This is a genomic window from uncultured Oceanisphaera sp., assembly GCF_947495715.1.
GTDB lineage: Bacteria > Pseudomonadota > Gammaproteobacteria > Enterobacterales > Aeromonadaceae > Oceanimonas > Oceanimonas sediminis.
The window spans coordinates 204,127-229,019 of record NZ_CANLZU010000002.1 but is presented as its reverse complement, the minus strand read 5'-3'; the positions used below and the strand labels follow the sequence as shown (position 1 = coordinate 229,019).

Genomic DNA, 24,893 nt, shown 5'->3' with positions numbered 1-24,893 from the left:
TTTTTGTATGTGACCTACAGGTAAAAACCTGTGCCGGTTTGCTCCCTCCCCTTGACCTCGGGTCGACAGAACCAAGCAAAGTGCAACGCAAGGGGAGGGTTGGGGAGGGGTTACTGCAGGTGCTAGCTCATACGCCAACTTGCTCGCTTCGGCCAAAGTGACACCCCCACCCCGCCTCCCCCTGGTGCGAATCCGCAGCCATGCCTGCCGCTCCGCAGGCAAGGGGGAGGAGCTGTTCGGCGGTCATTCAGGCGTGGGGTCGGCTCTTCGCAATGGTGTGAGGTGTTCTCCACCATCGCCCCCGCGAAGGCGGGGGTTCATGAGCATGCAGCATCTTGCTACGGACTCGAGCCTGGGTCACTGGATTCCTGCCTTCGCAGGAATGACGAAAAAGCCCGGCTGCCAAGCGGTGTTACCTCGTTGCAGACAGTAAAAAGCCCGGAACTCCGGGCTTTTTGTTACTTACAGCTGTCAGCTTACCGCTTAAAGCTTTAACTCAACATTCGATGATGTTGACCGCCAGGCCGCCGCGGGCGGTTTCCTTGTACTTGGACTTCATGTCCATGCCGGTTTCGCGCATGGTCTTGATCACCTTGTCCAGCGACACCTTGTGCTCGCCGTCGCCACGCAGGGCCAGGCGGCTGGCATTGATGGCCTTGACCGAGCCCATGGCGTTACGTTCGATACAGGGCACCTGCACCAGACCACCGACCGGGTCACAGGTCAGCCCCAGGTTGTGCTCCATGCCGATTTCGGCGGCGTTTTCCACGTGCTCTATGGTACCGCCTACTACGGCAGTCAATGCCGCGGCCGCCATGGAGCAGGCCACACCCACCTCGCCCTGACAGCCCACTTCGGCGCCGGAGATGGAGGCATTTTCCTTGTACAGAATGCCGATGGCGGCGGCGGTCAGAAAATACTGCACCAGCACATCGTCATCCACCGGCTGCACGAACTTGTCATAATAATGCAGCACCGCCGGCAGTATGCCCGCCGCACCGTTGGTGGGTGCCGTTACCACCCGGCCACCGGCGGCGTTTTCTTCGTTCACCGCCATGGCGAATAGATCCACCCACTCCATGACACTCAATGGATCCTTGTTATAGGAGGACTCGCTGTTTAATTTACGCAGCAACGAAGGAGCACGACGCCTTAACTTGAGGCCACCTGACAAAATGCCCTCGGTTTTGCAGCCACGAGAAACACAGGCCTTCATCACGCTCCACAGTTTGCGCAATCCGGCGATAATTTCTTCTTCACTGCGGTTTACCTTTTCATTGGCCATCATCAGGCTGCTGATCGACATGCCGTTTTCGCGGCATAATTGCAGCAGTTGATCACCGCTCTTGAAGGGAAACGGCACCGGTTTGGCGCTGGACTCGGCCGCGGCACTGGCCTTGGTGTCGGCAAATTCTTCCGCCTTGACGATAAAACCGCCGCCGATGGAATAGTAGGACTGCTCATGCAGCAACTGATCGCCCTCGAAGGCGCGGCAGCTCATGCCGTTACTGTGCAGCGGCAGCGTCTTGCGGCGATGAAAGATGATGGCGCCGCTGCGCGGAAAGGCCGCCGGGTGGCTCTGGTTAAGCAGTATTTCCTGGCTGGACTCCACCTGCTCCAGAAAGCCCGGAATCATGTCTACGTCCACGCTTTCCGGATCGAAACCGCCCAGGCCCAGGATCACCGCCTTGCCGGTGCCGTGACCGATACCGGTCTGGCCCAGCGAGCCAAACAGCTCTACTTCAACCCGGCTGGTGCGGGTCAGAATACCCTGCTCGGCCATGGTTTGCACAAAGGCATGCGCCGCTCGCATGGGGCCAACGGTATGGGAAGAAGACGGGCCTATGCCAATACTGAACATATCGAACACGCTGATCATGGGAACACTCCAAAACACAACTGGGGCTTAACAGGACTCTAATTCGAGAGCCACTCAACTATTATTGAATGATTGTAGAATTATTTGAGAGACAACCCAACAAAATTTTAACAGTTACGAAAACGGGGAGGTGGGATTTGTGATAAGGATCGCCCGTCAGCGGGCGATCTGGCGGGCAAACTGATGAATCACCGCGGCGGTAATGCCCCAGATCCAGACCCCATTCCAGCGTATAAACACCACCCGATGCCAGCGGCCCTGGCGCCGCAGGCTGAACAGGTGGTGATGGCGCAGGTCCAGCACATAGTCCAGCGGTACTCTAAACAACTCTTCGACCTCGGCCGGATTCAAAATAAAATCGGGCTGCCCTTCAATCACCCCGATGAAGGGCGTCAATGCAAAACCCGATATGGTGTGCTGGGCCCGCAATCGCGCCAGCTGGCGGCACAACTCCGGCGCCAGCCCGATTTCTTCAAAGCTTTCACGCAGCGCCGTGTGCCACAGGCTGGGATCGGTGCTGTCGGCCCGGCCGCCGGGAAAGCTGATTTGCCCCGGGTGCTGGCGCAGATGGCGGCTGCGGCGGGTCAGTACCAGCTCCAGCCCCTGCTCCGCCTGCAACAGGGGCACCAGCACCGCCGCCGGAAAGGCGTGATCCGGCAGGTGCGGATCCGGCCGGGGCTGGAATAGCTTGATGCGGGTTTCCAGCTCGTTCAGGGTCACAGGGCTTCCAGCACCGGCAGAATTTTACCCAGCTTGTCGAACAGCTCCTGATATTCGTCGGCCGCCTGCGAGTCGGCCACTACCCCGCCACCGGCCCAGCAATACAGCCGGCTCTGCTCGGCCAGCAAAGTGCGAATGGTGATGCTGGTGTCCATGCGGCCGTGGGCACTGAGATAACCGATGCTGCCGCAATAGCCGTGACGCCGGTGCGGCTCCAGCTCTTCGATGATCTCCATCGCCCGCACCTTGGGTGCGCCGGTAATGGAGCCGCCGGGAAAAGTGGCCGCCAGCAAGTCGGTGCCGTCCAGCATGGAGTCCAGCTCGCCGGTAATGGTCGACACCAGATGATGCACCGCCGGAAACGACTCGATGGCAAACAGCGACGGCACCTTGACCGTGCCCGGCACACAAACCCGACCGATGTCATTGCGCAGTAGATCCACAATCATCAGGTTCTCGGCCCTGTCTTTCGGCGCCACCAGCAGATCCTGCGCCAGCCGCCGGTCTTCGGCCTCACTGGCACCGCGGGGCCGGGTACCCTTGATCGGCTTGGTTTCGACCCGCCGGCCGTCGAGGGCGATAAAACGCTCCGGCGACAGGCTCAGCACCTGGCTGTCGGGCAATTGCAGAAAGGCGGAAAACGGTGCGCGGTTGTGCTCGCTCAGGTGACGATAGGCCTGCCAGGCATCACCACTGAAAGGGGCGTTGAAGCGCATGGTGAGGTTGATCTGGTAGCAGTCACCCGCCTGCAGATACTGCTGTACCCGGTTGAAGCTTTCTTCATACTCGGCGGCGGTGCGATTGGCCTGCCAGGCTCCGGTCAGGTGAAAGGGCTCCGATGCTGACGCCTGCAGTGTCTGCCACCAGCTCAGTCGTGTGGCCAGCGCCACCTCATCACCCAGCACCAGCAGATGCGCCTGCTCGGCTTCACGGTCGATGACCCAGGCCCAGTCGAAAAGACCTACCGCCATGTCGGGGGTCGCCAGCTCGTTGATGGCCAGGCTGGGCAGTCGCTCCAGCCGGCGGCCCAAATCGTAACAAAACAGCCCCAGGGCGCCGCCGGCGAAGGGCAGATGTTGATAAGAATCGGGCAGCGTCACCTCGCCCAGCAGCTGCTGTTGCCAGGCTTTGAGCAAAGAAAAAGGCGACTCGGTGGAGGTCACAGATCCAGCTGGATGATCGATCACCGTTGTTTCGCCGCGGGTCACCAGGGTGGCCACTGGCTGGGCGCTGATGATGTGAAAACGGCTATCAGAGCCGCCTGGCGCGGCCGATTCCAGCAGCATGGCCCAGGGCTGTTCGGCGACAGGAGAAAAGAAATCATGCACCGAGCCGGAAAACGGCTGGCTGTGAATGTGTAAAGGCAGTCCCATTAATGTAATCCACTCGACAGTTTTGGCATTCCGTCCGGCGCTCAGGCTGGCCAGCCGGGGGCCGCCAAGCGTATCATAGCGGCGATTATAACAATACAGAGCTAACCGATAACCCATGAGGAAGCCATGAGCATTATCAAGAAGCAGGACTTTATCGACTCCGTTGCCGACGCGCTGCAATACATCTCCTATTACCATCCGCTGGACTTCGTGCAGGCGCTGGAAAAAGCCTATCTCAAAGAGCAAAGCCAGGCCGCCAAGGACGCCATCGCCCAGATACTGATCAACTCGCGCATGGCCGCCGAAGGCCATCGCCCCCTGTGCCAGGACACCGGCATCGTCACCTGTTTCGTGAAAATCGGCATGCAGGTGCAGTGGGACAGCGATCTGACGGTGCAGGAAATGGTGGATGAAGGGGTGCGCCGCGCCTACAACAATCCCGATAATCCCCTGCGCGCTTCCATCGTGGCCGACCCCGCCGGTCGCCGCATCAACACCAAAGACAACGCCCCCGCCGTGGTGCACATCGACATGGTGGCCGGTAACGAGGTCGAGGTGGCCATTGCCGCCAAGGGCGGCGGCTCCGAGAACAAGTCCAAGATGGTGATGCTCAACCCGTCCGACGACATCGTCGAGTGGGTACTGAAGACCCTGCCCACCATGGGCGCCGGCTGGTGCCCGCCGGGCATGCTCGGCATCGGCATCGGTGGCACCGCCGAAAAAGCCGCCGTGCTGGCCAAGGAATCGCTGATGGATCCGGTCGACATTCACGAGCTGATCGAGCGCGGCGCCGAGACCACCGAAGAGAAGCTGCGGCTGGAGATCTTCGAGAAAGCCAACAAGCTCGGCATCGGTGCTCAAGGGCTGGGTGGTCTCACCACCGTGGTGGACATCAAGATCAAGTCTGCCCCCACCCACGCGGCCTCCAAGCCGGTGGTAATGATCCCCAACTGCGCCGCTACCCGTCACGTGCACTTCCACCTGGACGGCTCCGGCCCCGCCGAGCTGACGCCGCCGAAACTGGAGGACTGGCCGGAAGTAACCTGGGAAGTGGGCGAAAACGTGTGCCGGGTCAACCTGGACACCGTGACCCGCGCCGACATTGCCGAGTGGAAGATGGGCGAAACCGTGCTTTTGTCCGGCAAGCTGCTCACCGGTCGCGACGCCGCCCACAAACGTATTCAGGAAATGCTGAGCAAGGGTGAAACCCTGCCGGTGGATTTCAAGGATCGTTTCATCTATTACGTAGGTCCGGTTGACGCCATCGGCAACGAAGCGGTCGGCCCCGCCGGCCCCACTACCTCTACCCGCATGGACAAGTTCACCGACATGATGCTGGAGCAGGCCGGCCTGATGGGCATGGTCGGCAAGGCCGAACGTGGCCCGGCGACCGTCGACTCCATCAAGCAGCACAAGGCCGTCTACCTGATGGCCGTGGGCGGCGCCGCCTACCTGGTGGCCAAGGCGGTGAAGAAGGCCAAGGTGCTGGCGTTTGAAGATCTGGGGATGGAAGCCATCTACGAATTCGAAGTGGAAGACATGCCGGTGACCGTGGCGGTCGACAGCGAAGGCAACAACGCCCACGTGGCCGGCCCCGCCATCTGGCAGGCCAGAATTGAAGAGCTGGATGCAAAGATGAAAGTCTGACTTTCTCGATAGTTTCCCGATAAATCACGACCAAGCCCGGCCCTGCCGGGCTTTTTTGTATGCGTATGGCCCCTGCCGTAACCCCTCCCCAACCCTCCCCTTGCGTTGCACCTCGCTGTCATTCTGCCGAACACAGGCTAAGGGGAGGGAGCAGAACGGCGCCAGACTGCCCCTCCCCCTTGGCTGCGGCATCACAGGCATAACGACGGGCCTTCGCCAGGGGGAGGTTGGGAGGGGGTGTCGCTATCGAGATCAAGCCGTCATCCGGTCTCAAAGCCGTGGTGCCCGGTTGGGGCCACCTCTTCTTCGCTGATGCCGTTCACCACCGCCGTGTCGGGGCCTTGCCGCAGCCAGTTGACCAGTTGCCGCACCCTGGCGGCCTCACCTTCGGCCAGTACCTCTACCCGGCCATCCGGCAGGTTGCGGGCATATCCGCGCACGCCCAGCTTTTCCGCCTCGCACTGGGTGTAAAAACGAAAGCTCACCCCCTGTACCGTGCCGCTTACCCGGATTATTTTTGCTATCTCGGTCATCTTGCTCGCTCCCTGTTTGTGTTTTACCCCGCACGCCCCTAGAATTATGGCCCTTTTATTGTTAGCAGCCCAGCCTATGACCACCTCCATTACCCTTATCGCCGGACGTGAAAAGTCCCTTCTTCGTCGCCACCCCTGGGTGTTTTCCCGTGCCGTCGACAAGGTACAGGGCCAGCCCAATGCCGGTGATACCGTCGAGATCCTGAGCCAGAAAGGCCAGTGGCTCGGCCGGGGTTTCTATTCTCCCCAGTCTCAGATCCGGGCCCGGGTATGGACCTTCGATCAAAATGAAACGATAGACGAAGCGTTTTTTCTGCGTCGCCTGGAACGGGCCAAAGCCGGTCGCCAGCCGATGATTGCCGAGCAGGGTCTCACCGGCTATCGCCTCTGCGCCGCCGAGTCCGACGGCCTGCCCGGCGTGACCATCGATGTCTACGCCAACGTGGTGGTCTGTCAGCTGCTGAGCACCGGAGCCGAGCGCTGGCGCAACGCCATCGTCAAGGCGCTGACCACGCTTTATCCGGATACCTGCATTTATGAGCGTTCCGATGTGGCGGTACGCAAGAAAGAAGGCCTGAAAGAGCGCAAGGGCCTGCTGGCCGGCACCCTGCCGGATCAGCCGGTCACCATCGAAGAAAACAACGGCGTGCGCATCCTGGTCGATGTGGAGCAGGGTCACAAGACCGGCTTTTATCTGGATCAGCGCGACAACCGTCGTATCGCCGCCCGTTATTGCGAGCACAAGCGGGTGCTCAACTGCTTCAGCTACACCGGCACCTTCGGCGTTTATGCGCTCAAGGGTGGCGCCAACGAAGTGGTGAACGTGGACATGTCCGAGTCGGCACTGGCGCTGGCGAAACAGAACGTCGAGCTGAACCAGCTGGATCTGAGCCGGGCCAAATTCGAACAGGCCGATGTGTTCAAGCTGCTGCGCGAATACCGGGATCAGGGTCAGCGTTTCGACGTCATCGTGCTGGACCCGCCCAAGTTTGCCGACAGCAAGGCCCAGCTCAACGGCGCCTGCCGTGGTTATAAAGACATCAACATGCTGGCCTTTCAGCTGCTCAATGCCGGTGGCGTCTTGCTGACCTTCTCCTGCTCCGGTCTGATGACTCAGGATCTGTTCCAGAAAATCGTCGCCGACGCCGCCCTGGACGCGGGCCGTGACGCCCAGATCCTGGAGCGACTGAATCAGGCCGCCGATCACCCCATCGGCACCGCCTACCCGGAAGGTCACTACCTGAAAGGCCTGGTCGTCCGCGCCTGGTAAGAAGCCAATCCTGCACTTAATCGTGTTTTGATGACATTGTTCGACCCTACGTATAAAGACACTGTTTGTTTGTGTGTCGTAGGGTCGAATTTATTCGACCGCCTTATATTACGTGCCACGACCATTGGTCGAATAAATTCGACCCTACATAAGGTGGTGTCCGTTATTTTGCTCCGGATGCACCCTGCGGTAATTAGGAGTAACATATGGCCTTTCCGTTAGTGACTCCAAGGAAGCCCAAGTGGAACCTATTCGCCTGACCCAATACAGCCACGGCGCCGGCTGCGGCTGCAAAATCTCCCCCAAGGTGCTCGACACCATACTGCACAGCCAGCTGCCCCGCTTCACCGATCCGCGTCTGGTGGTCGGTAACGACAGCCGGGATGACGCCGCCGTGGTCGACATTGGCAACGGCATGGGCATTATCTCCACCACCGACTTCTTCATGCCGATAGTGGACGACCCCTTCACCTTCGGCCGCATCGCCGCCACCAACGCCATCAGCGACATCTACGCCATGGGCGGCACCCCTATCACCGCCATCGCCATTCTCGGCTGGCCGGTCAATCTGCTGGCGCCGGAAGTGGCCCAGCAGGTGATCGACGGCGGCCGTCAGGCCTGTCATGACGCCGGTATCTCGCTGGCCGGTGGCCACAGCATCGATGCCCCCGAGCCCATCTTCGGGCTGGCCGTCACCGGCCAGATTGCGCTCGATCAAGTCAAGCGCAACGACACCGCCGCCGCCGGCGACCTGCTGTTTCTGACCAAGCCGCTCGGCATCGGCATTCTGTCCACCGCCCAGAAGAAAGGCGTTCTGCTGGACGAGCACGCCACCCTGGCCGCCGAGGTCATGTGTCAGCTCAACAAGCCGGGGCAGGACTTCGCGACGCTGGAGGGTGTGAGCGCCATGACCGACGTCACCGGCTTCGGCCTGATGGGCCACCTGCTGGAAGTGTGCGAAGGCGCCGATGTCAGCGCCCGGCTGCAGATGGATGCCATTCCGCTGCTGCCCGCGGTGGATCACTACCTGCAGGCCGGTGCCGTGCCCGGCGGCACCCTGCGCAACCTGGATGCCTACGGCCACAAGCTGGCCCCGCTGAGCCAACGCCAGCAGCACATTCTGTGCGACCCGCAGACCAGCGGCGGTCTGCTGGTGGCGGTACGCCCCGAGTCGGTTGACGCCTTCCTGAGTCTGGCCGCCCAACACCAGTTGCAGCTGGCCCCCATCGGCAAGCTGACCGCCGCCGGTGAGCATCGTATCGAGGTGATTGGGTGAGTGACGTGAGTGAACTGACCACCGATTACGACCGGCTACTGGGCGACGACATTCCCCTGCTGGATCTGCGTGCCCCGGTGGAATTTATCGAGGGGGCCTTCCCCCATGCGAACAACCTGCCGCTGATGAGCGATGAAGAACGCGCCCGGGTCGGCACCTGTTACAAACAGCAGGGCCAGGCGGCCGCCATCGAGCTGGGCCACCAACTGGTGGCGGGTGAGCTGCGCGAGCAACGGCTGCAGGGCTGGCTCAACTGGCTGGAACAGCATCCGACCGGCGTCATCTACTGTTTTCGCGGCGGCCTGCGCAGCCAGACGGTACAGCAGTGGTTGCAGGACGCCGGTCGCCCGGTAACCCGTGTAGAGGGCGGTTACAAGGCATTGCGCCGTCATCTGCTGCAGGAAATCGAGACCGGCTTTGAGCAGCCGGGCTTCGTACTGTCGGGGCTGACCGGCAGCGGCAAGACCGACTGGCTGGCCCGCACCCCGCTGGCGCTGGATCTGGAAGGCTGCGCCCATCATCGCGGCTCCAGCTTCGGTCATTGGGGCGAGCCGCAACCTACCCCCATCGACTTCGAAAACCGGCTGGCCATTGCCCGGCTCAAGCAACGCCGGGCCGGCATCGGCAGCTGGCTGGTGGAAGACGAAAGCGCCATGATCGGCCGTTGCCCGCTGCCAAAGAGCCTGTACCTGCGCATGCAGCGCACACCCATTCTGTTGCTGGAAGTCCCCTTCGAGCAACGGGTGCGGCAGATTCAGCACGATTATGTGGACGTGATGCAAGGCCATTTCAACGACGATATGGAACGGCTGGAAGCCTACCTGCAAGACAGCCTAAAGCGGCTGTACAAACGCCTGGGCGACCGGGACTGGCGCCGGTTGTCACAACAGATGACCGATGCCATCAAGCAGCAGCAACAGGGTTTTGGCAGTGACGGTCATCAGGAGTGGATCGCCGAGCTGCTCGGCCGCTATTACGATCCCATCTATCGCCGCCATCAGGTCGACAAGGAAGACCGTATCATCAAGTGCGGCGAAGCCGACGAGCTGGCCGAGTGGCTGGCCAACCGGCCCGAATCACAGACTGCGTCTGCGGTCTAGCGCCATATATTCAGTCAATATGAAAGTCAGGATAAGGCACCGCACGCCAACACGCAGCAGGATAAGACACTCATTGTTTCAGCTCGCTGCGAACATTCACTGGATGTTCGATCAAGCTGAAACAATTCGTCACGGCAAGCAAGCTTGCCCCATCTATGCTCGGCGATGGCGTCTGACCGCCAGGGATGGCGAGAATGCCGGAATGGCAGGAGCATTTTCCGGCCATGCCATCGACGGTTGGCTTAGCGAACACCTTATCCTTCCCTAGAATATAGACTGCGTCTTGAGGCGCATTATGTTAAAGGAACCATAAACAGATGCTGAACAGAATCACACTGCCGGTCACCCCCTTCGCCCAGAACTGCAGCCTGGTGTGGTGCAGCGACACCAACCAGGCTGCGCTGATCGATCCGGGCGGTGAAACCGAACGGCTGCTGGCGGCCATTGCCGAGCATGGCCTGACGCTGGAGTCCATTCTGCTGACCCACGGTCATCTGGATCATGTGGGCGCCACCGGCGAGCTGGTGGCCAACACCGGCGTACCGATCATCGGGCCAGGGAAAGACGATGCCTTCTGGATAGAAGCGCTGGATCAACAGGTGCAGATGTTCGGCTTCGATCCCGTGTCCGGCTTTACGCCCGACCGCTGGCTAAACCAGGGTGATACCGTGACCGTGGGTAACGAGCAACTGGACGTCTATCACTGCCCCGGCCACACCCCGGGCCATGTGGTGCTGGTGCATGAGGCACAGCGGCTGGCCTTTGTGGGTGACGTGCTGTTCAACGGCGGCGTCGGGCGCAGCGACTTCCCCCGCGGCGACCATGCCACCCTGATCAACGCCATTCTCACGACTCTGCTGCCATTGGGCGACGATATCACCTTCGTGCCCGGCCACGGCCCGGAAAGTACCTTCGGCCATGAGCGACAGCACAATCCCTATCTGCGCTAACCGCTAGCATCACTCGCCAGCAAGCCACTGTTTCTGTACGGCCTGAAGATCGTGTTCGGGCCTGTCGTTGTATCTGTGTAAAGATAATCACCGAGAGCATTAATGAAAATCAAACATAAGCTGGGGCTCAATACCCTGCTGGTAATACTGGCCATGGCCGCCCTCTTCCTGTTGTTCGCCCGAACCCTCAGTACCATCAAGACGCTAAACCATGGCACCGAGCTGGCCATGTCGCTCGAAACCGGCATGCTGAGCCTGCGCCGGGAAGAAAAGGACTTTCTCGGCCGGCAGGATATGAAATACGTCGCCGAGTTTCAGCAAATACTGACCCAGAATCAGCAGCTATTGAACGAGCTGGAACAACTGCTGACTGAATTCGACTTCGACACACGAGCCCTCGGCACCCTGCGCCAGCGGTTCGGCGAATACGGTCACCATTTCGAACAACTGGTGCAGGCGCAACAGTTGATGGGGCTCGATCATGAATCCGGCCTCAACGGTGAACTGCGGGCCGCGGTGTACGACATTGAACAGGCGCTGAATGAATATAATGCCGATTCAATACTGGTGACCATGCTGCAGCTGCGCCGGGCCGAAAAGGACTTCATGCTGCGCCAGGACCCCCGCTATCTCGACAAATTCGACAGCCTCTTTGCCACCCTGGAGCAACAGCTGCGTGCAGCGGCCATGCCGAAACAGACACTGTCACTGGCTAGCACCTATCAGGATCGCTTTCATCGTTATGCTGACGGCGCCCGTCGCCTCGGTCTCAGCAGCGATCAGGGCCTGCAACTGACCATGCGGCAAGCCATTCAGAGCACCGAAACCCTGCTGGATAAAACCGTAAGCGACGTTGAGACGCTGACCCACCAGCATGCCGAACGGGCCGGCACCCTTGCGATGGTGATGTTTATCACCATGTTGCTGTTGACCTCGGTGATTGCCCTGCTGATCGCCCGCTCCATTTTTCTGCCCATCCGCCGCATTCAGCAAGGCGTGCAGCACATTCACGAGAGCCACGATCTCAGCCTGCGGGTAGAAGAAAAAGGTAACGACGAACTCGCCGAAATGGCGCAAGTCCTCAACACCATGCTCGGCGGCTTTCAACGGGTGATCCGCCAGGTCAACGAGGCGGTCGAGACCATGAATCACACCACCGAGATACTGTCGGAGAACGCGGCCCGCACCAGCGCCGACATCGAACGCCAACAGGCAGAAACCGAGATGGTGGCCACCGCCGTCACCGAAATGGTGTCCACCATCGAAGAGATCGCCCATAACACCGAAAACACCGCGCTCAAGGCCGGCTCTACCCACAGCGGGGCCAAACAGGGACAAGTGCAGGTGCAAGGCGCCATCAGCCGTATTCGCCGCCTGTCCGATACGCTGGACAACACCGTCGGCAGCATGGAAGCGCTGTCAACCCAGAGCGATACCATCGGCAGCGTGCTGGGAGTGATTCAGGGGATTGCCGAACAAACCAACCTGCTGGCGTTGAATGCGGCCATTGAAGCGGCGCGGGCCGGTGAACAGGGTCGAGGTTTTGCGGTGGTGGCCGATGAAGTGCGCGCCCTCGCCGGGCGCACACAGGAAGCCACCCGGGAAATTTCCGGCATCATCACCTCGCTGCAGGCTAATACAGGCGCCATGGTCAAAATGATCAACAGCAGCAGTGAAGAAGGCCGGGAAAGCAGTCAGCAGGCGGGGACGGTCGAAACCGTGCTCAACGACATCACTCGGGAGATCACCGAAATCTCGGACATGGCGACCCAGATTGCCGCCGCCATCGAGCAGCAAAGCAGCGTCGCCAGTGAAGTCGGGCAAAATGTGGTGGTGATCCGCGATATCACCGAAGATGCCGCCCAGGCGGTGCGTAACAACTCCCGCGCCAGCAGCGACATTGCCGCTCAGGCGCGGGAACTGCGTCAGGTGGTTGCCGCGTTTCGGGTATAACCCGCTTCAGTCATCCCACTCATCGTCTTCATCATCCTCGTCCGCCACCGCGGCGGGGATGATAACGGCAGGCGCCAGCACCGACACGGCCGCAAGCAATTGGCGCCGGTTTTGCCAGTTGCCGACAAAACCAAACCGATAACAGTCTTCATCCAGCTTGAAACGCGCTTCCGCCTGGGTTCCCAGGGTATCGTGAACCTGGGCCAGCTCCTGCTCGTTCAGCGCCAGATCCAGGGTAAAGGCGATGATGGCGCCGTCGTGGCCGGGCAGCTTGCCCTGGTTGACCGCCCGCACCCGTTCACGCGGCAAGGCCATCGCCTGTTTGTTACTGCCGTTGATCAGATACAGATATTCACGGTCGAACGCCAGGTTAATCAGCCGTTGCCGGCTCCAACTGGCCGGCCACAGGCTCAGCAGCAGAACCGTGCCACCGAATATCAGGCCTACCCAGTGGATCAGGCCAAAACCGGTTTGTGCATCCCACAACGACAGGCCCACCGCCGCCAGACTGGCCAGCAATACCAGCGCATGCGTCAGGTAAAACCGCAGAGCCGGCGGGCTCGACACAAACTCCAGCGGTTGTTCAAGCACTTGCGGCAGGGATAAGCGCTGCACTGTCATTTTTGTATTCCATCGGTCAAAAGGGGCACAACCCTAGCAAAAAAAACCGCAACCATAAATAATGGTGTCATGTGGCCATAAGGGGAGCACGGCAATGATCGGATGGTTAGGCTTGGGATTCGGCTTCTGGTTTTGTTTGGGGTTATGGCTGCCTGCTATGGCATGGGCCCAGGCCATCGGTGGTTACGCGGCCGGTTGCCAGATGAACGCCCGGGCCCTGCCCGCCTCCGGGCCCGGTTTTTATGTGATAAGAAGCACCCGGGAGCGCTTCTATGGCCAGCCGCCGTTAATCGACTACCTGCAGACCCTGGGGCAGAAAACCCGACAAGCCGACTTGCCGCCGATGCTGGTTGCCGATATCGCCAGGCAGCGCGGCGGTCCCTTCGAATATGGCCATCGCAGCCACCAGACCGGGCTGGATGCGGATATCTGGTTGCGCCCGCCCCCCGCGCAGCCATCACACCGCCGGCTGAAAAACATAAAAGCCGTCGATATGGTGAATCATCGCCACTACATTCTGAATGCCCACTTTCGTGACCCCCAGCGCCAGCTGATTGCGCTGGCGGCAGAAGACCCGCGGGTGAGCCGTATTTTCGTGCACCCGCTGATTAAAAACGCCATGTGCAAGGCTTACGGCGACGCCGACTGGCTCGGCAGGTTGCGGCCCTGGTTTGGCCACTCCAGCCATTTTCATGTGCGGCTGCACTGCCCGGAGGGCAATAACCTGTGCGAGCCTCAGGCACAGGTGCCCGCCGGCACCGGCTGCGGCCGGGAGCTGGCCAGCTGGCTGAACGATAAGGCCGGTGAAATCACCAGCGGGCCACGCACGCCCTTTCGCCCTACCCTGCCCAAACAGTGCGTCGGCTGGGTACGATAACAGTGCCGCAGCGGCTCTGCTGCCATGATGATTAGATAAGGAGATCTCCCCATGTCAGACGCCAAACGGCCACACAACAAACCCTATGTGGTGGCCCTGGATCAAGGCACTACCTCGTCTCGTGCCATTATCTTCGATGACGCCGCGCGTATTCAGGGCATTGCCCAGCGCGACTTTGCCCAGATTTACCCTCACGCGGGCTGGGTAGAGCACGATCCCATGGAAATCTGGGCCACCCAGCGTGCCACCCTGACCGAGGTGCTGGCCAAAACCGGCATAGATCCCGAGCAAATTGCCGCCATCGGCATCACCAATCAGCGCGAAACCACGGTAGTGTGGAATAAAATCACCGGCAAGCCGGTGTACAACGCCATCGTCTGGCAGTGTCGTCGCACCGCCGAGTTCTGCGAGCAACTGAAAGCCCGAGGCCTGGCCGACCATGTGCAGAAAAACACCGGCCTGGTGCTGGATGCCTATTTTTCCGGCACCAAGATCAACTGGATTCTGGACAACGTTGACGGCGCTCGCGAGCAGGCCAATAACGGCGAGCTGCTGTTCGGCACCATAGACACCTGGCTGGTCTGGAAGCTGACCGAAGGCCGGGTGCACGTGACCGACTACACCAATGCCTCCCGTACCATGCTGTTCAATATCAACCGTCTGCAATGGGATCAGCGCCTGCTGGACGAGCTGGACATTCCCGCCGCCATGCTGCCCGAGGTGAAGTCATCCTGTGAAATCTACGGTCAGGCCCGGCTGGGTGCCAACGGCGAAATTCCCATTGCCGGCATGGCCGGCGACCAGCAGGCCGCGCTGTTCGGCCAGTTGTGTTTCAACAAGGGCATGGCCAAGAATACCTACGGCACCGGCTGCTTTCTGCTGATGAACACCGGCAAGCAAAAAGTCAGCTCCCGCCACGGCCTGCTCACCACCCTGGCGGTGGGCGCCAAAGGGGAAGTCAACTATGCGCTGGAAGGCTCGGTATTCATGGCCGGCGCCATTATTCAATGGCTGCGCGACGAGCTGGGCCTGATCCGCGAGGCACAGGACAGCGGTTATTTTGCCGAACAAGTCGACAACACCAATGGCGTGTATCTGGTGCCGGCCTTCGTGGGCCTCGGCGCCCCCTATTGGGATCCCTATGCCCGCGGCACCCTGGTGGGCCTGACCCGGGGAGCCAACCGCAATCACATCATTCGCGCCGCCCTGGAGGCCATTGCCTACCAGAGCCGCGACGTGCTGGACGCCATGCAGGAAGACGCCGGCCTTGTGCTTTCCGCACTCAAGGTAGACGGCGGCGCCGTGGCCAACGACTTTTTGATGCAGTTTCAGGCCGACATCATCAACACGCAGGTAGAGCGGCCGCGGCAAACCGAAACTACCGCCATGGGCGCGGCCTTTCTCGCCGGGCTGGCGGTCGGCCTGTGGCAGAATACCGAGCAGCTGGCCGCCACCCTCGCGCTGGACAGAACATTTGAGCCCCGGATGGATAAAGACACGCGAGCTCGCCTCTATCACGACTGGCAGAAGGCGGTGGGCCGTTCACGAGACTGGGAAGAGCATGAATAATACCAATCGGACTAAAGAGGTGATCAATATTCGATAGCCATGCCGTGTTTTAAGCACGGTCATACCGGGCTTGACCCGGTATCTTTCTGCAGAAAGATCCTGACCTTCGTCAGGATGACGGCCTGAGCACATGATTAATCCGTTTGATATAACAACCGATAAGGAACCGCATGACAACAGACTCTCCTCTTTTCGATGTGCTGGTGATCGGCGGTGGTGTCAACGGTACCGGCATCGCCATGGATGCGGCGGGTCGCGGCTTGCGGGTCTGCCTGTGCGAAATGGACGACCTGGCCTCGGCCACCTCGTCAAACAGCAGCAAGCTGGTTCATGGTGGTTTGCGTTATCTGGAGCATTACGAATTCGGGCTGGTCAGAAAGGCGCTGATCGAACGGGAACTGCTGCTCAACAGCGCCCCCCACATCATGTGGCCGCTGCGTTTTCGTCTGCCACACCGCCCGCATTTGCGCCCGGCCTGGATGATTCGCGTCGGCCTCTTTCTTTACGACCACCTGGCCCGGCGCGAGCGTCTGCCCGGCTCCTGCGCCATTCGCTTTGGTGACAACAGCCCGCTTCAGCCGCAGATCACCAAAGGCTTTGAGTATTCCGACGGCTGGGTGGACGATGCCCGACTGGTGGTATTGTGCGCCCTGGCCGCCCGTGAGCGAGGCGCCGAGATCCGGACTCGAACCCGTTGCATCAAGGCGCGACGCAAAGCCGGCCTCTGGCACCTGACACTGCAGAACACCGTTACCGGCGAGCGGCAACAGTGCCGCAGCCGGGCGCTGGTCAATGCCGCCGGCCCCTGGGCCAGCACGCTGTTTGCCGATACCCTGGCCATGCCCTCCCCCAGACAACTGCGGCTGGTCAAGGGCAGCCATATTCTGGTGCCGCGGCTGCACGACGAGCCAGTCGCCTACATTTTGCAGAGTCAGGACAACCGTATCGTGTTTGTGCTGCCCTATCAGCAGCGCTTCTCGCTGATCGGCACCACGGACGTGGACTACCAGGGGGATCCGGCCGAAGTCGCCATCGACGATGCCGAGGTGGCCTATCTATGCAACCTGGTGAACGGCTATTTCAAACGCCAGACAAGCCCGGCGGAGGTGGTGTGGCGCTATTCCGGCGTGCGCCCGCTGATCGACAACGCAGAGGGTGAGGCGCAGCAGGCCTCCCGCGATTACAGCTTCGAGCTGAATGCCCCCGAGGGCGAGCCCCCCTTGCTGTCGGTGTTTGGTGGCAAGCTCACCACCTACCGCCTGCTGGCCAATGACGCCACCAACACCCTGTGCCGCTTCTTTGCCGAAGCCGGCCCGGCCTGGACCCACACCGCCGTGCTGCCCGGCGGCAATTTCAGCACCCAGGCCCGGCTGGCCGAGGCGTTACGCAGCCACTACCCCTGGCTGCCGGATGCCCTGCTGCAACGCTTTGTGCGCAGCTATGGCACCCTGTGCCACCGGTTTTTGCAGGGGTGTGAGCAGTTGGAGGATATGGGTGAGGCCTTTGGCGACCAGCTGTATCAAAAGGAAGTGGATTATCTGATAGCCCACGAATGGGCCGGCACGGCAGATGATATTCTGTGGCGTCGCACCAAGCTGGGCCTGGAATTGCACGACGAAGCACGCGAGCGCCTGCAACGCTACCTGCAGGCGCCCGACACCAGGCCGCCGACGAGCTAGCTTGCAGGCCGCTCGCCCAGCAGGCCCATGACGTCGACCACCGGCAAGGGCCGGTAAAAAAAGTAGCCCTGCACCATCAGCGGGCCAAAATCGGCCAACAAATCAAGCTGGTGCTGCTGCTCTACCCCTTCGACCACCAAGCTCAATGACAACTGCTGTGCCAGACCGACAATGGTTTTCAGCAACATGAAGGCCCGCTCGTTAAGGCTGGCCTCGACCATGAAGCTGCGATCGATTTTAAGCTCGTCCAGCGGAAACTGATGCAAACAGGCCAGCGCCGAATAACCGGTGCCAAAGTCATCGAGCGAGATTTTGAAGCCCAGCTGACGCAAGCGGCCCAGCATCATCACACAGGTGTCTTTATGCATCATCATGGCGGTTTCGGTCACTTCCAGCTTCAACCACTCGGCTTGAATACCCGCCTCTTTGATACAGGCCTGCAACCAGTCGGCAAAGTCCGGCTGGCTGAATTGCTGGGCACTGAGGTTAATCGACACCACCGGCAGTTGCGGATAATGGCACCGCCACTCGGCGATTTGGGCACAGACCTGCTCTATCACCCAGCGATCCAGCCGCACCGACTGGCCGCTTTGCTCTGCCACCGGAATAAATTCGGCCGGAGAAATCGCCCCCAATCGCGGATGTTCCCAGCGTAACAGGGCTTCCATCGCCAGGATCTGGCCATTGCCCGGAAACACCTGAGGCTGATAATGCAGGCTCAATCCTTCGCCCGCAGCGGTGTTGAGCACATGATGCAGGCTGTGCTCGATCAGCAATTCCCGGTGGTGCAGGTCGTGCTGGCGCTGATCCACAAACTGAAATCGATTGCGTCCGCCCCGCTTGGCCATGGCATGGGCATGCTCTGCCGCCTGCAGCAGACCGGCATTGTCGGTGGCGTCACGCGGATAAATGGCGATGCCGATACTCGGTTGCAGGCTGACGATATTCTGATCGGCCAGCACGATTGGATTACCCAGCAACCCCAGCAGCTTGTCGGCCAGCTGGGCCATGGTGACATCCCCCGCCCGACTGTGACGCAACACCGCAAACTGATCGCCCTGCAGCCGCACCAGGGTGTCGGCTTCGTCAACCGCCGCCTGCAGTATGCGGGCCTGCTGGCGCAATACATCATCGCCCCAGGCGAGGCCCAGCTCCTCGTTAACCGGTCGCAGGCGGCCCACATCGATCACCATCAAGCCCACCCGTATCCTGTTGCGCTCGGCTTCGGCCAGGGCCTGGTCGAGCCGGCTGGTCAACAGCTGACGATTACCCAGCTGGGTGAGCGGATCCTTGAAGGTAAAGAGAGTGCGTTCATGATGAGTCGACTTTACGCCGCTCAGATCGTGGCCGATGGCAACACGGTGGGTAATACGCCCCTCATCATCGGTGAGGGTATTGATATTGAGCCATTGCAGATAGACCTCGCCCGATTTGCGCCGGTTCCACACCTGGCCGCTCCAGCTGCCACTCTGTTGCAACTGCAGCCACATTTGCTGGTAAAACTCCGGATTATGCCGCGCCGACTGCACCAACCGCGGCGTCTGGCCGATGGCCTCTTCGGCACTGTAACCGGTGATTTCACTGAAGGCCGCATTCACTTGCAGGATAATGCCTTCTTCGTCGGTCACCATGATCGACTCTATCGAGTGATCGAATACGTGCTGCAGCAACTGACGCTTGAACTTCAATGCTCGCCCGGCAGAAGGAGCCGAGAGCTCAATGATGGGTTGCCGGTCTTCCTGATGTCTGATGGTATTTTGCACGGCTCGGCATCCTTACCTTATGTGCTAAGTCATTGTCGTTGAATCACAATAATTAATTGTAAACAAAAAGTAAAACCATTGTATTAAAAATTGTGTTTGTACTCTGACAGCGGTCACAAACCACACTTATGCCAGATCACCCCTGGCACGTAAAGTAGCCATTCGGCTACCTTAGCCATATAAAGTACCGGGTTATTGGGGAAAACGCAAAGACCCTATAACCGATGCCGCCTCATTGACGAGGCGGCACGGTAAAGGGAGGTTAACGGATCACTTCGCGGCGGTTGAAGGTGCTGTCGTTACCACGCTTGCGCGAGTCTGAGGTGAACTTCAGCTGGGCTGTTGGTTGTACCAAACCACCATCTTTATGTGGCTGTAACCATTTATCCACTGTCAGCTCAACATCAAACTCTGCGGCCTTATCGTATCCCGCCACGCCGATGCCGTCGGTGCCAAGGCCATCATTATCTACCGCCAACACCGGCGCTACGGCATCGGCCGGCTCTGGCGCAGTTGCAGCAACGTTGGCGTCACCTGCTATATGGCTGGCAAAGCGGAAGTGATTTTCGGTGACCGGCTTGGAGTGCTTGAATTGATCAAGGTAATACAGCTTTCCCGTGATATGACCATTGGTCTCTACCGGCAACTCGGTATCTTCCAGAATCAGATAGCCGAAGCGAAGCATGTCATCATCATCCGCCAGTGCCGTTGTTTTATTATTCAGTTTATTTAAACCATCATGCTCTTGGATGGTTAATTTCAGCTTCAGTTTTTTCAGGCTGGTTTCGGCAGAGGGATCAGTTTTACTAAATATCAGGCTATCAGGCTTCAACCCGAACTGATGCTCTCCAAGACTGGGTTCCGAAATATCCAACTCAAACTCGGTGCCCTCAAGTAATTCTTTGATGGTAAAATCATAATTCTCCTTGAGGCCTCCGGCAAACTCACCGCTGTAACTGGGCAAGTTGCATTCCTCATCCTTCTTTTGGTCAACGGCACAGCCTTTCACAATGAAATAAGGCTTGTTCTCAAAGTCAACCGGCTTTCCTCGATAAGCAACGTTGTCTTTTATCTTCCCCAATTGCTCTTCAATGAACAAACGATCTGGCACAGTGCGGCCGATAATGGCGGTGTCACCTTTTGTTTCCAGCAGACATATATCGTCGTCGCCTTCAGCTTCTTCGGCACAAGAAGCTGAAATATAAGCCTCAATCAAAGCGACATTCTTTATATGACCACCGCCATCTTCACTATCGGTTGTAAAGATGACAGCACCTTGGTCGTCAAATTCAACTTCTGCTTGCTTAAACTCTCTAATAACATTCAGATTTTCATCCAATTCGCGTATTTCTATACAACCAGGCTCTTTATCATCTTCACAGTCAATATCAATATCAAGATCATCGATATATTCGTTTTTTATTGCATTATTGTCAGCATCATAAGCTTGTAACTTGAGTGAAAGTCTGTCACCTGCCTTGCCAATTACCGGACATTTACTGGCATGAGTCTTGTATTCAAAATCGTTTGAGCTGTAACAGTCAACCTCTTCAGACTCTTTTACCCATGCCAGTTTATAAGGCACATATATCAGGTCAAACTCGATATCAACCTCTTGAGCCTCATCATTAACCTCTTCCAAATCAAATTCTATTTCGCCAACGCGATTATAGTAAAGAGTATTGGGAAAGGTAAATTCATCACCTACACTTAACAGGTTACCATGCTGATCTCGCAGCTCCACATTTATATTATCGTCATCACCTTCAATTTTTTCTATTTTCAGGGAGTGTCCGTTTATTTTTTCATCGTCTATACGGACACCTGCTTTTTCGGAGCTGATACCAACATAACCAGCCAACTCCATTTCTACATCAATACCTTCTAATTTATCATCATTTTCGTCTTCTGAATCACCATCAGAACAGAACTTACAGCTGCCATTTGGGTCGCCATTAATATAACATTTGAGTCCTGATAATTCATCATTGGGCTTAGGCCAAGTACTATTACCTTTCAACTTAAGCCTTAGGGGGTAGCATTTTCCTTCATGGGCGCTATCATATTTAACAACACCATGACCATCTGACATATCCTGTTTCTTAAAATGAATTTCATTCCCTTCGTTATTATTATCTTTGGTTATTTGAACTGCAGTTTTATTATTCTTATATAAATCACTACAGCCCTTATTCTTACAAGCAAGTAGGGTCATTTCCTCTTTATCAGGATTAAAATCAAGGCGATAGTGATCCACCTCTCCGCTTCCCTTAGCGGCATATGATAAAAAAGGTATCAAAGCTATCACATATAGCCAGTTACGATTCATCATTCAATCACCTCAACTTCAATATTGCGGACTACGGTCAGGCCACTGCCAGTGCAGGTGCCGCTGCTGATTATTCTTACCTGGGTTGCTAGAGCACTACTTTGGGGCTCCAGTTTATCAATATAAGCCTGACATTGATTAATGGTGGCGGAAGCGGCGCTTGTCACTACCATGTCGGTATCAATTTTGTCGAGCGTTGCAAATATCTGCCGTTCCAGCACAGCTTCGGCAGCCAGGCGAGCCTTCAGCGCCTGCACTTCGTATACCAGTTGCTGGCTGCTCTGGCCCGACAGGGTCGCCAAGCCGGCCATCAAGCCCGCCAGCACCAGTATGATAAACAACACACTCAGTAGCATGCTGCCGTTTTGTCTTGAACCCTCAAGGCGCATAAGTCACCTGCAACTGGCCGGGCAGTACCAAATCACCGTCGCGAGTGTTCAAAACAAGCTCCAACTGTATCAATTGATTGGACTCATCGTAGCCCATAAATACCTTGTCTCCTGTGATCCCTGTCATCATCAGGCTGCTTTTTCTCCAGTCTTTATCAAGGGTTTTTATCTCACGCTCAAGCCCGCCATTGCGCAGGCAATAGCGTACCTGTTCGGGCGTTAGCAGGGTATAGCGCTGGCCGTAGCCTTCACGACTGAAGTTAACATCGTCGGGATCATTAAATACATTGCTAAAAGTAAAGCTGGTGGAGGTAGGTTCTTTCTCCAGTTTGTAAATTTCAGCAGGTAATGCTTCCGGGTAGCTACTCCATACAGCGCCACTGTCGGCACGAATCGCCATAATATTGTTTTTAATACTCTCTCCCTGCAAGCTAAGCGGCACCACAAAAGTGGCCGCCCCAGTCTTTACAGAGCCCAAATAAGTCCCCGCGGCCAAGGCGGGCACAAAATAGATGCAGTGTTCATCATCAACGATGTTAGTGATATAAACACTGGGGCCATAGGCCACCGCCAGTTCACGGCGCAGCCGCTCCATGGTGAAGCGGGCGCCGGCCAGTGCCTGGCCGCGTTCGGCGGTGCCGACGTAGCCGGCGGCCATGTCGGCGATGAAACGGGTGCTGAAAATGGCGCTGATGCCAATCAGCACCAGCACGATCACCAGCTCGATCAGGGTAAAGCCGCGCGCCTTCATCGAATGTTGTACCTGTGCAGAATAAAGGAGAGAGTATCGCCCTGATCGATGCTGATGTTGATGCTGACTTTTTTCATGAATAGAGCGGGATCAGTTTCATCATAACCGGGGGTCAAGGGAGCCGGCGTCTCGACACAGGTAGCGACGCTAAAGCGTGAATACAATTCGGAAGAGGACAACCCAAGATCGCTGGCTAGAGTTTGACCATCGACAGCATTGGCACCACACCAAAGCTGAAAATCATCGACCACCTTAAAATCGGTAATGTTGGTAGTGCTTGCCTGAGGGCTATTTGCACAGGCTGTTACACCATTAATACCACAACGTTCCTGGGCGGCAGGGTTGTTATTCCCGTCGTATTTCACCGCCAGCACCTGTTCGGCCAGGGCTTCGGCCAGCGACACGGCTCTGAACTGAAATACAGGATCCAGCTGGCGTGGCTGGCTTAAGAAGAAGAGGCCGACGCCGACCAGCACGATGGCCAGTATCGCCAGTCCCAGCACATATTCCACCAGGCTGACGCCGCTAATGTGGCGACGATTGTGAAAGTAATAACTAGGGCGCATGAATATAGCCCTCGGTTTCGATATGAACGGTTTTGCCGCCTATCGTTATTTCAAGGGGTTCGGAAAGCTGAACGTCATTAATAAAGGGACGTCCCAGGCGACTGGCTTCACTGAGATAATTCTTGTCGGCTTCGCTTTCTGGTTTTTTGCCAAATTGCAGCACCAGCGGCAGCGTATAAGAAGGTTCGACCGTCATCGTCAGACCGGTTTTACCCAAAAAAAGACCTTGTTGTTCGGCGGACTTTAACTGATCGTCCGTTAACAACACGGCAGAATCACAGTCTTTGGAAAGGGAGAAACCATTCAGGGCAATCACAACCCGCCCACATTGCTTAAAACCAATGTCATTGGTTAAAGCTTCCGGATCGTTCATGGTGCGCAACTGCGCCAAGCGCAACAATCCGACCAGGTTATTCGCCTGCAACCCTTGCTCGAACTGACTACCCAACTGCAGTCGTGGCAAGGCCACCGCCGCCAGTATGCCCATCAGCACCAGCACCAGTATTAATTCGATGAGGGTAAAAGCACCCTGCTTGCTCAAAAGCGGTTTTCCTTAACACTTTTTAACATTTATCTCGACCTTTGCCGGCTTGCTTTTATTTGCTGCTGTGTAGGTGACCTTGCAACCATCGGACTGGCGCTGTCTGGGTTTAATGGTGAGACTTTTTCTTGCTTCGCCACCACTGGTCGAATAAGTAATCACATACTTGTCGGTGTCAAGCACATCATCAGCGTTGTCATTATCATTTTTGAAACCCTCGGACCCAGAGAGCATGGCAATAATACCGTATTCATCGGCGGTGGGATAACCCCGTACCCAGCTAATACCGCCTTCAACCCGACTCTCAACCAGATTAAAATCGGCATCGGTATAAGTGCCCGCGCCCAGCCTGTCAAAGCCGCCGAGTATGGCCTTGGTATGAGCCAGAGTAGTACCGGTTTTCATCGCATTGGCCAGACCATTCAGGTTGGCGATATAGGCATCACGCTGAATATTAAAAAAACGAGGCGCGGCCACCGCCGCCAGTATGCCCATCAGCACCAGCACCAGTATCAATTCGATGAGGGTAAAACCACGGAGTTTGGTCATGGAGTTAAAAAAGGCGGCCTAAGCCGCCTTTAAATACTGATTAACAACCAGAAGTTTCAACTGTAATTTCAGGGCGAGTATTGGATGTCGTCGGGGCTTTATATTCGGCTGAACAATTACTTTCACCATTACGTGCCTGAGGTTGGATAACTATTGTACCGACTGTGGTGGTGTCATCATAAATGTACTCTGCAGTGTCACCAGCTGAAGATGCACTGATATCCAGCAATTTGATAATGCCATTGCCATTTGCTTTGGGGTAACCATACGCAAATTCAATACCATCTATCTGACCAGATGTTCCAGTGGCTGATGATATTGTGTCAACACCGGCCAAAATAGCCTTGGTATTACCCAATGTTGCCGCAGACTCCATTGAGCTTTTAACAGCATTCAGGTTGGCCCCATACGCATCACCCTGCAGGTTCAGAAACTTGGGCGCGGCCACGGCACCCAAAATGCCCAGAATAACGATAACGATAACCAGTTCGATCAGGGTAAAACCCGCTGTTTTTCTCATGCTTTCCTCATTTCTCGGTTTATTTAATATTAATAACA

Annotated in this window: 22 protein-coding genes; 9 read left to right on the top strand and 13 right to left on the bottom strand. The window is 57.5% G+C overall.

What is annotated here, in order from left to right:
• Positions 1-496 precede the first annotated feature (496 nt).
• From Q0753_RS02320 to pabB, 3 genes are all read right to left on the bottom strand, one after another.
• On the bottom strand, positions 497-1,879 hold the full coding sequence (locus tag Q0753_RS02320) for an L-serine ammonia-lyase (RefSeq protein WP_298716565.1): 1,383 nt from the start codon (positions 1,877-1,879) through the stop codon (positions 497-499).
• Positions 1,880-2,035: 156 nt separating this feature from the next.
• Entirely contained in the window at positions 2,036-2,599 is a 564-nt protein-coding gene (locus tag Q0753_RS02315; RefSeq protein ID WP_298716562.1) for a CoA pyrophosphatase, read from the bottom strand.
• The gene (pabB, locus tag Q0753_RS02310) at positions 2,596-3,972 is read right to left on the bottom strand and encodes an aminodeoxychorismate synthase component I (protein WP_298716559.1); all 1,377 of its coding nucleotides are present in this window, start codon (positions 3,970-3,972) and stop codon (positions 2,596-2,598) included. The genes Q0753_RS02315 and pabB overlap by 4 nt, the downstream gene beginning before the upstream one ends.
• 126 nt (positions 3,973-4,098) lie before the next feature.
• Between pabB and Q0753_RS02305 the strand changes: the two genes are divergently transcribed.
• Positions 4,099-5,619 (top strand): fumarate hydratase, encoded by a 1,521-nt coding sequence (locus Q0753_RS02305; protein ID WP_298716557.1) that lies wholly within the window; start codon positions 4,099-4,101, stop codon positions 5,617-5,619.
• Between the two features lie 260 nt (positions 5,620-5,879).
• Here Q0753_RS02305 and yccX read toward each other — a convergent pair whose 3' ends face one another.
• On the bottom strand, positions 5,880-6,152 hold the full coding sequence (gene yccX, locus Q0753_RS02300; RefSeq protein WP_298716555.1) for an acylphosphatase: 273 nt from the start codon (positions 6,150-6,152) through the stop codon (positions 5,880-5,882).
• A gap of 76 nt (positions 6,153-6,228) precedes the next feature.
• Between yccX and Q0753_RS02295 the strand changes: the two genes are divergently transcribed.
• The 5 genes from Q0753_RS02295 to Q0753_RS02275 all read left to right on the top strand — a co-directional run bounded on the left by Q0753_RS02295 (position 6,229) and on the right by Q0753_RS02275 (position 12,701).
• Positions 6,229-7,422 carry a class I SAM-dependent methyltransferase gene (locus Q0753_RS02295; protein ID WP_298716552.1) on the top strand — a complete coding sequence of 398 codons (1,194 nt, stop codon included), beginning with the start codon at positions 6,229-6,231 and terminating at the stop codon, positions 7,420-7,422.
• A gap of 241 nt (positions 7,423-7,663) precedes the next feature.
• Entirely contained in the window at positions 7,664-8,698 is a 1,035-nt protein-coding gene (gene selD, locus Q0753_RS02290; RefSeq protein ID WP_298716549.1) for a selenide, water dikinase SelD, read from the top strand.
• A gap of 5 nt (positions 8,699-8,703) precedes the next feature.
• Positions 8,704-9,798 carry a tRNA 2-selenouridine(34) synthase MnmH gene (gene mnmH / locus Q0753_RS02285; protein ID WP_298716546.1) on the top strand — a complete coding sequence of 365 codons (1,095 nt, stop codon included), beginning with the start codon at positions 8,704-8,706 and terminating at the stop codon, positions 9,796-9,798.
• A gap of 317 nt (positions 9,799-10,115) precedes the next feature.
• Positions 10,116-10,748 (top strand): MBL fold metallo-hydrolase, encoded by a 633-nt coding sequence (locus Q0753_RS02280; RefSeq protein WP_298716544.1) that lies wholly within the window; start codon positions 10,116-10,118, stop codon positions 10,746-10,748.
• Between the two features lie 102 nt (positions 10,749-10,850).
• Entirely contained in the window at positions 10,851-12,701 is a 1,851-nt protein-coding gene (locus Q0753_RS02275; RefSeq protein ID WP_298716542.1) for a methyl-accepting chemotaxis protein, read from the top strand.
• A 6-nt stretch (positions 12,702-12,707) separates the two neighbouring features.
• On the opposite strand, the gene Q0753_RS02270 is transcribed toward Q0753_RS02275, so the two are convergent.
• Positions 12,708-13,322: a hypothetical protein gene (locus Q0753_RS02270; RefSeq protein ID WP_298716540.1), complete on the bottom strand. Its 615-nt coding sequence runs from the start codon at positions 13,320-13,322 to the stop codon at positions 12,708-12,710.
• Positions 13,323-13,479: 157 nt separating this feature from the next.
• Between Q0753_RS02270 and mepA the strand changes: the two genes are divergently transcribed.
• The 3 genes from mepA (at position 13,480) to glpD (ending at position 17,447) form a co-directional block, all read left to right on the top strand.
• Positions 13,480-14,199, top strand: a complete 720-nt coding sequence (mepA, locus tag Q0753_RS02265; protein ID WP_298716537.1) for a penicillin-insensitive murein endopeptidase — start codon at positions 13,480-13,482, stop codon at positions 14,197-14,199.
• Positions 14,200-14,250: 51 nt separating this feature from the next.
• Positions 14,251-15,768: a glycerol kinase GlpK gene (glpK, locus tag Q0753_RS02260; RefSeq protein ID WP_298716534.1), complete on the top strand. Its 1,518-nt coding sequence runs from the start codon at positions 14,251-14,253 to the stop codon at positions 15,766-15,768.
• A 170-nt stretch (positions 15,769-15,938) separates the two neighbouring features.
• The gene (gene glpD, locus Q0753_RS02255; RefSeq protein WP_298716531.1) at positions 15,939-17,447 is read left to right on the top strand and encodes a glycerol-3-phosphate dehydrogenase; all 1,509 of its coding nucleotides are present in this window, start codon (positions 15,939-15,941) and stop codon (positions 17,445-17,447) included.
• Here glpD and Q0753_RS02250 read toward each other — a convergent pair.
• The 8 genes from Q0753_RS02250 to Q0753_RS02215 form a co-directional block, all read right to left on the bottom strand.
• The gene (locus Q0753_RS02250) at positions 17,444-19,210 is read right to left on the bottom strand and encodes a bifunctional diguanylate cyclase/phosphodiesterase (RefSeq protein ID WP_298716528.1); all 1,767 of its coding nucleotides are present in this window, start codon (positions 19,208-19,210) and stop codon (positions 17,444-17,446) included. The genes glpD and Q0753_RS02250 overlap by 4 nt on opposite strands.
• Positions 19,211-19,472: 262 nt before the next feature.
• On the bottom strand, positions 19,473-21,542 hold the full coding sequence (locus Q0753_RS02245) for a hypothetical protein (protein WP_298716525.1): 2,070 nt from the start codon (positions 21,540-21,542) through the stop codon (positions 19,473-19,475).
• A complete protein-coding gene (locus Q0753_RS02240) occupies positions 21,539-21,883 on the bottom strand; it encodes a hypothetical protein (protein WP_298716618.1) in 345 nt (114 codons plus the stop codon). Before Q0753_RS02240 ends, Q0753_RS02245 begins: the two co-directional genes overlap by 4 nt.
• Positions 21,884-21,917: 34 nt before the next feature.
• A complete protein-coding gene (locus Q0753_RS02235; RefSeq protein ID WP_298716522.1) occupies positions 21,918-22,679 on the bottom strand; it encodes a type II secretion system protein in 762 nt (253 codons plus the stop codon).
• Positions 22,676-23,245, bottom strand: coding sequence for a prepilin-type cleavage/methylation-like protein (locus Q0753_RS02230; RefSeq protein WP_298716520.1), 570 nt, complete (start codon positions 23,243-23,245; stop codon positions 22,676-22,678). The genes Q0753_RS02235 and Q0753_RS02230 overlap by 4 nt, the downstream gene beginning before the upstream one ends.
• Positions 23,235-23,786, bottom strand: coding sequence for a prepilin-type N-terminal cleavage/methylation domain-containing protein (locus tag Q0753_RS02225; protein WP_298716517.1), 552 nt, complete (start codon positions 23,784-23,786; stop codon positions 23,235-23,237). Before Q0753_RS02225 ends, Q0753_RS02230 begins: the two co-directional genes overlap by 11 nt.
• Before the next feature lie 12 nt (positions 23,787-23,798).
• Positions 23,799-24,335: a prepilin-type N-terminal cleavage/methylation domain-containing protein gene (locus tag Q0753_RS02220; protein WP_298716514.1), complete on the bottom strand. Its 537-nt coding sequence runs from the start codon at positions 24,333-24,335 to the stop codon at positions 23,799-23,801.
• A 40-nt stretch (positions 24,336-24,375) separates the two neighbouring features.
• Entirely contained in the window at positions 24,376-24,855 is a 480-nt protein-coding gene (locus Q0753_RS02215) for a type II secretion system protein (protein WP_298716511.1), read from the bottom strand.
• Positions 24,856-24,893 lie beyond the last annotated feature (38 nt).

Coding starts and splice junctions, on each gene's coding strand:
- Q0753_RS02320 (WP_298716565.1), bottom strand. CDS start 1,879: ATGATCAGCGTGTTCGATATGTTCAGTATTGGCATAGGCCCGTCTTCT.
- pabB (WP_298716559.1), bottom strand. CDS start 3,972: ATGGGACTGCCTTTACACATTCACAGCCAGCCGTTTTCCGGCTCGGTG.
- Q0753_RS02305 (WP_298716557.1), top strand. CDS start 4,099: ATGAGCATTATCAAGAAGCAGGACTTTATCGACTCCGTTGCCGACGCG.
- yccX (WP_298716555.1), bottom strand. CDS start 6,152: ATGACCGAGATAGCAAAAATAATCCGGGTAAGCGGCACGGTACAGGGG.
- Q0753_RS02295 (WP_298716552.1), top strand. CDS start 6,229: ATGACCACCTCCATTACCCTTATCGCCGGACGTGAAAAGTCCCTTCTT.
- Q0753_RS02280 (WP_298716544.1), top strand. CDS start 10,116: ATGCTGAACAGAATCACACTGCCGGTCACCCCCTTCGCCCAGAACTGC.
- Q0753_RS02275 (WP_298716542.1), top strand. CDS start 10,851: ATGAAAATCAAACATAAGCTGGGGCTCAATACCCTGCTGGTAATACTG.
- Q0753_RS02270 (WP_298716540.1), bottom strand. CDS start 13,322: ATGACAGTGCAGCGCTTATCCCTGCCGCAAGTGCTTGAACAACCGCTG.
- mepA (WP_298716537.1), top strand. CDS start 13,480: ATGGCATGGGCCCAGGCCATCGGTGGTTACGCGGCCGGTTGCCAGATG.
- glpK (WP_298716534.1), top strand. CDS start 14,251: ATGTCAGACGCCAAACGGCCACACAACAAACCCTATGTGGTGGCCCTG.
- glpD (WP_298716531.1), top strand. CDS start 15,939: ATGACAACAGACTCTCCTCTTTTCGATGTGCTGGTGATCGGCGGTGGT.
- Q0753_RS02245 (WP_298716525.1), bottom strand. CDS start 21,542: ATGATGAATCGTAACTGGCTATATGTGATAGCTTTGATACCTTTTTTA.
- Q0753_RS02235 (WP_298716522.1), bottom strand. CDS start 22,679: ATGAAGGCGCGCGGCTTTACCCTGATCGAGCTGGTGATCGTGCTGGTG.
- Q0753_RS02230 (WP_298716520.1), bottom strand. CDS start 23,245: ATGCGCCCTAGTTATTACTTTCACAATCGTCGCCACATTAGCGGCGTC.
- Q0753_RS02220 (WP_298716514.1), bottom strand. CDS start 24,335: ATGACCAAACTCCGTGGTTTTACCCTCATCGAATTGATACTGGTGCTG.
- Q0753_RS02215 (WP_298716511.1), bottom strand. CDS start 24,855: ATGAGAAAAACAGCGGGTTTTACCCTGATCGAACTGGTTATCGTTATC.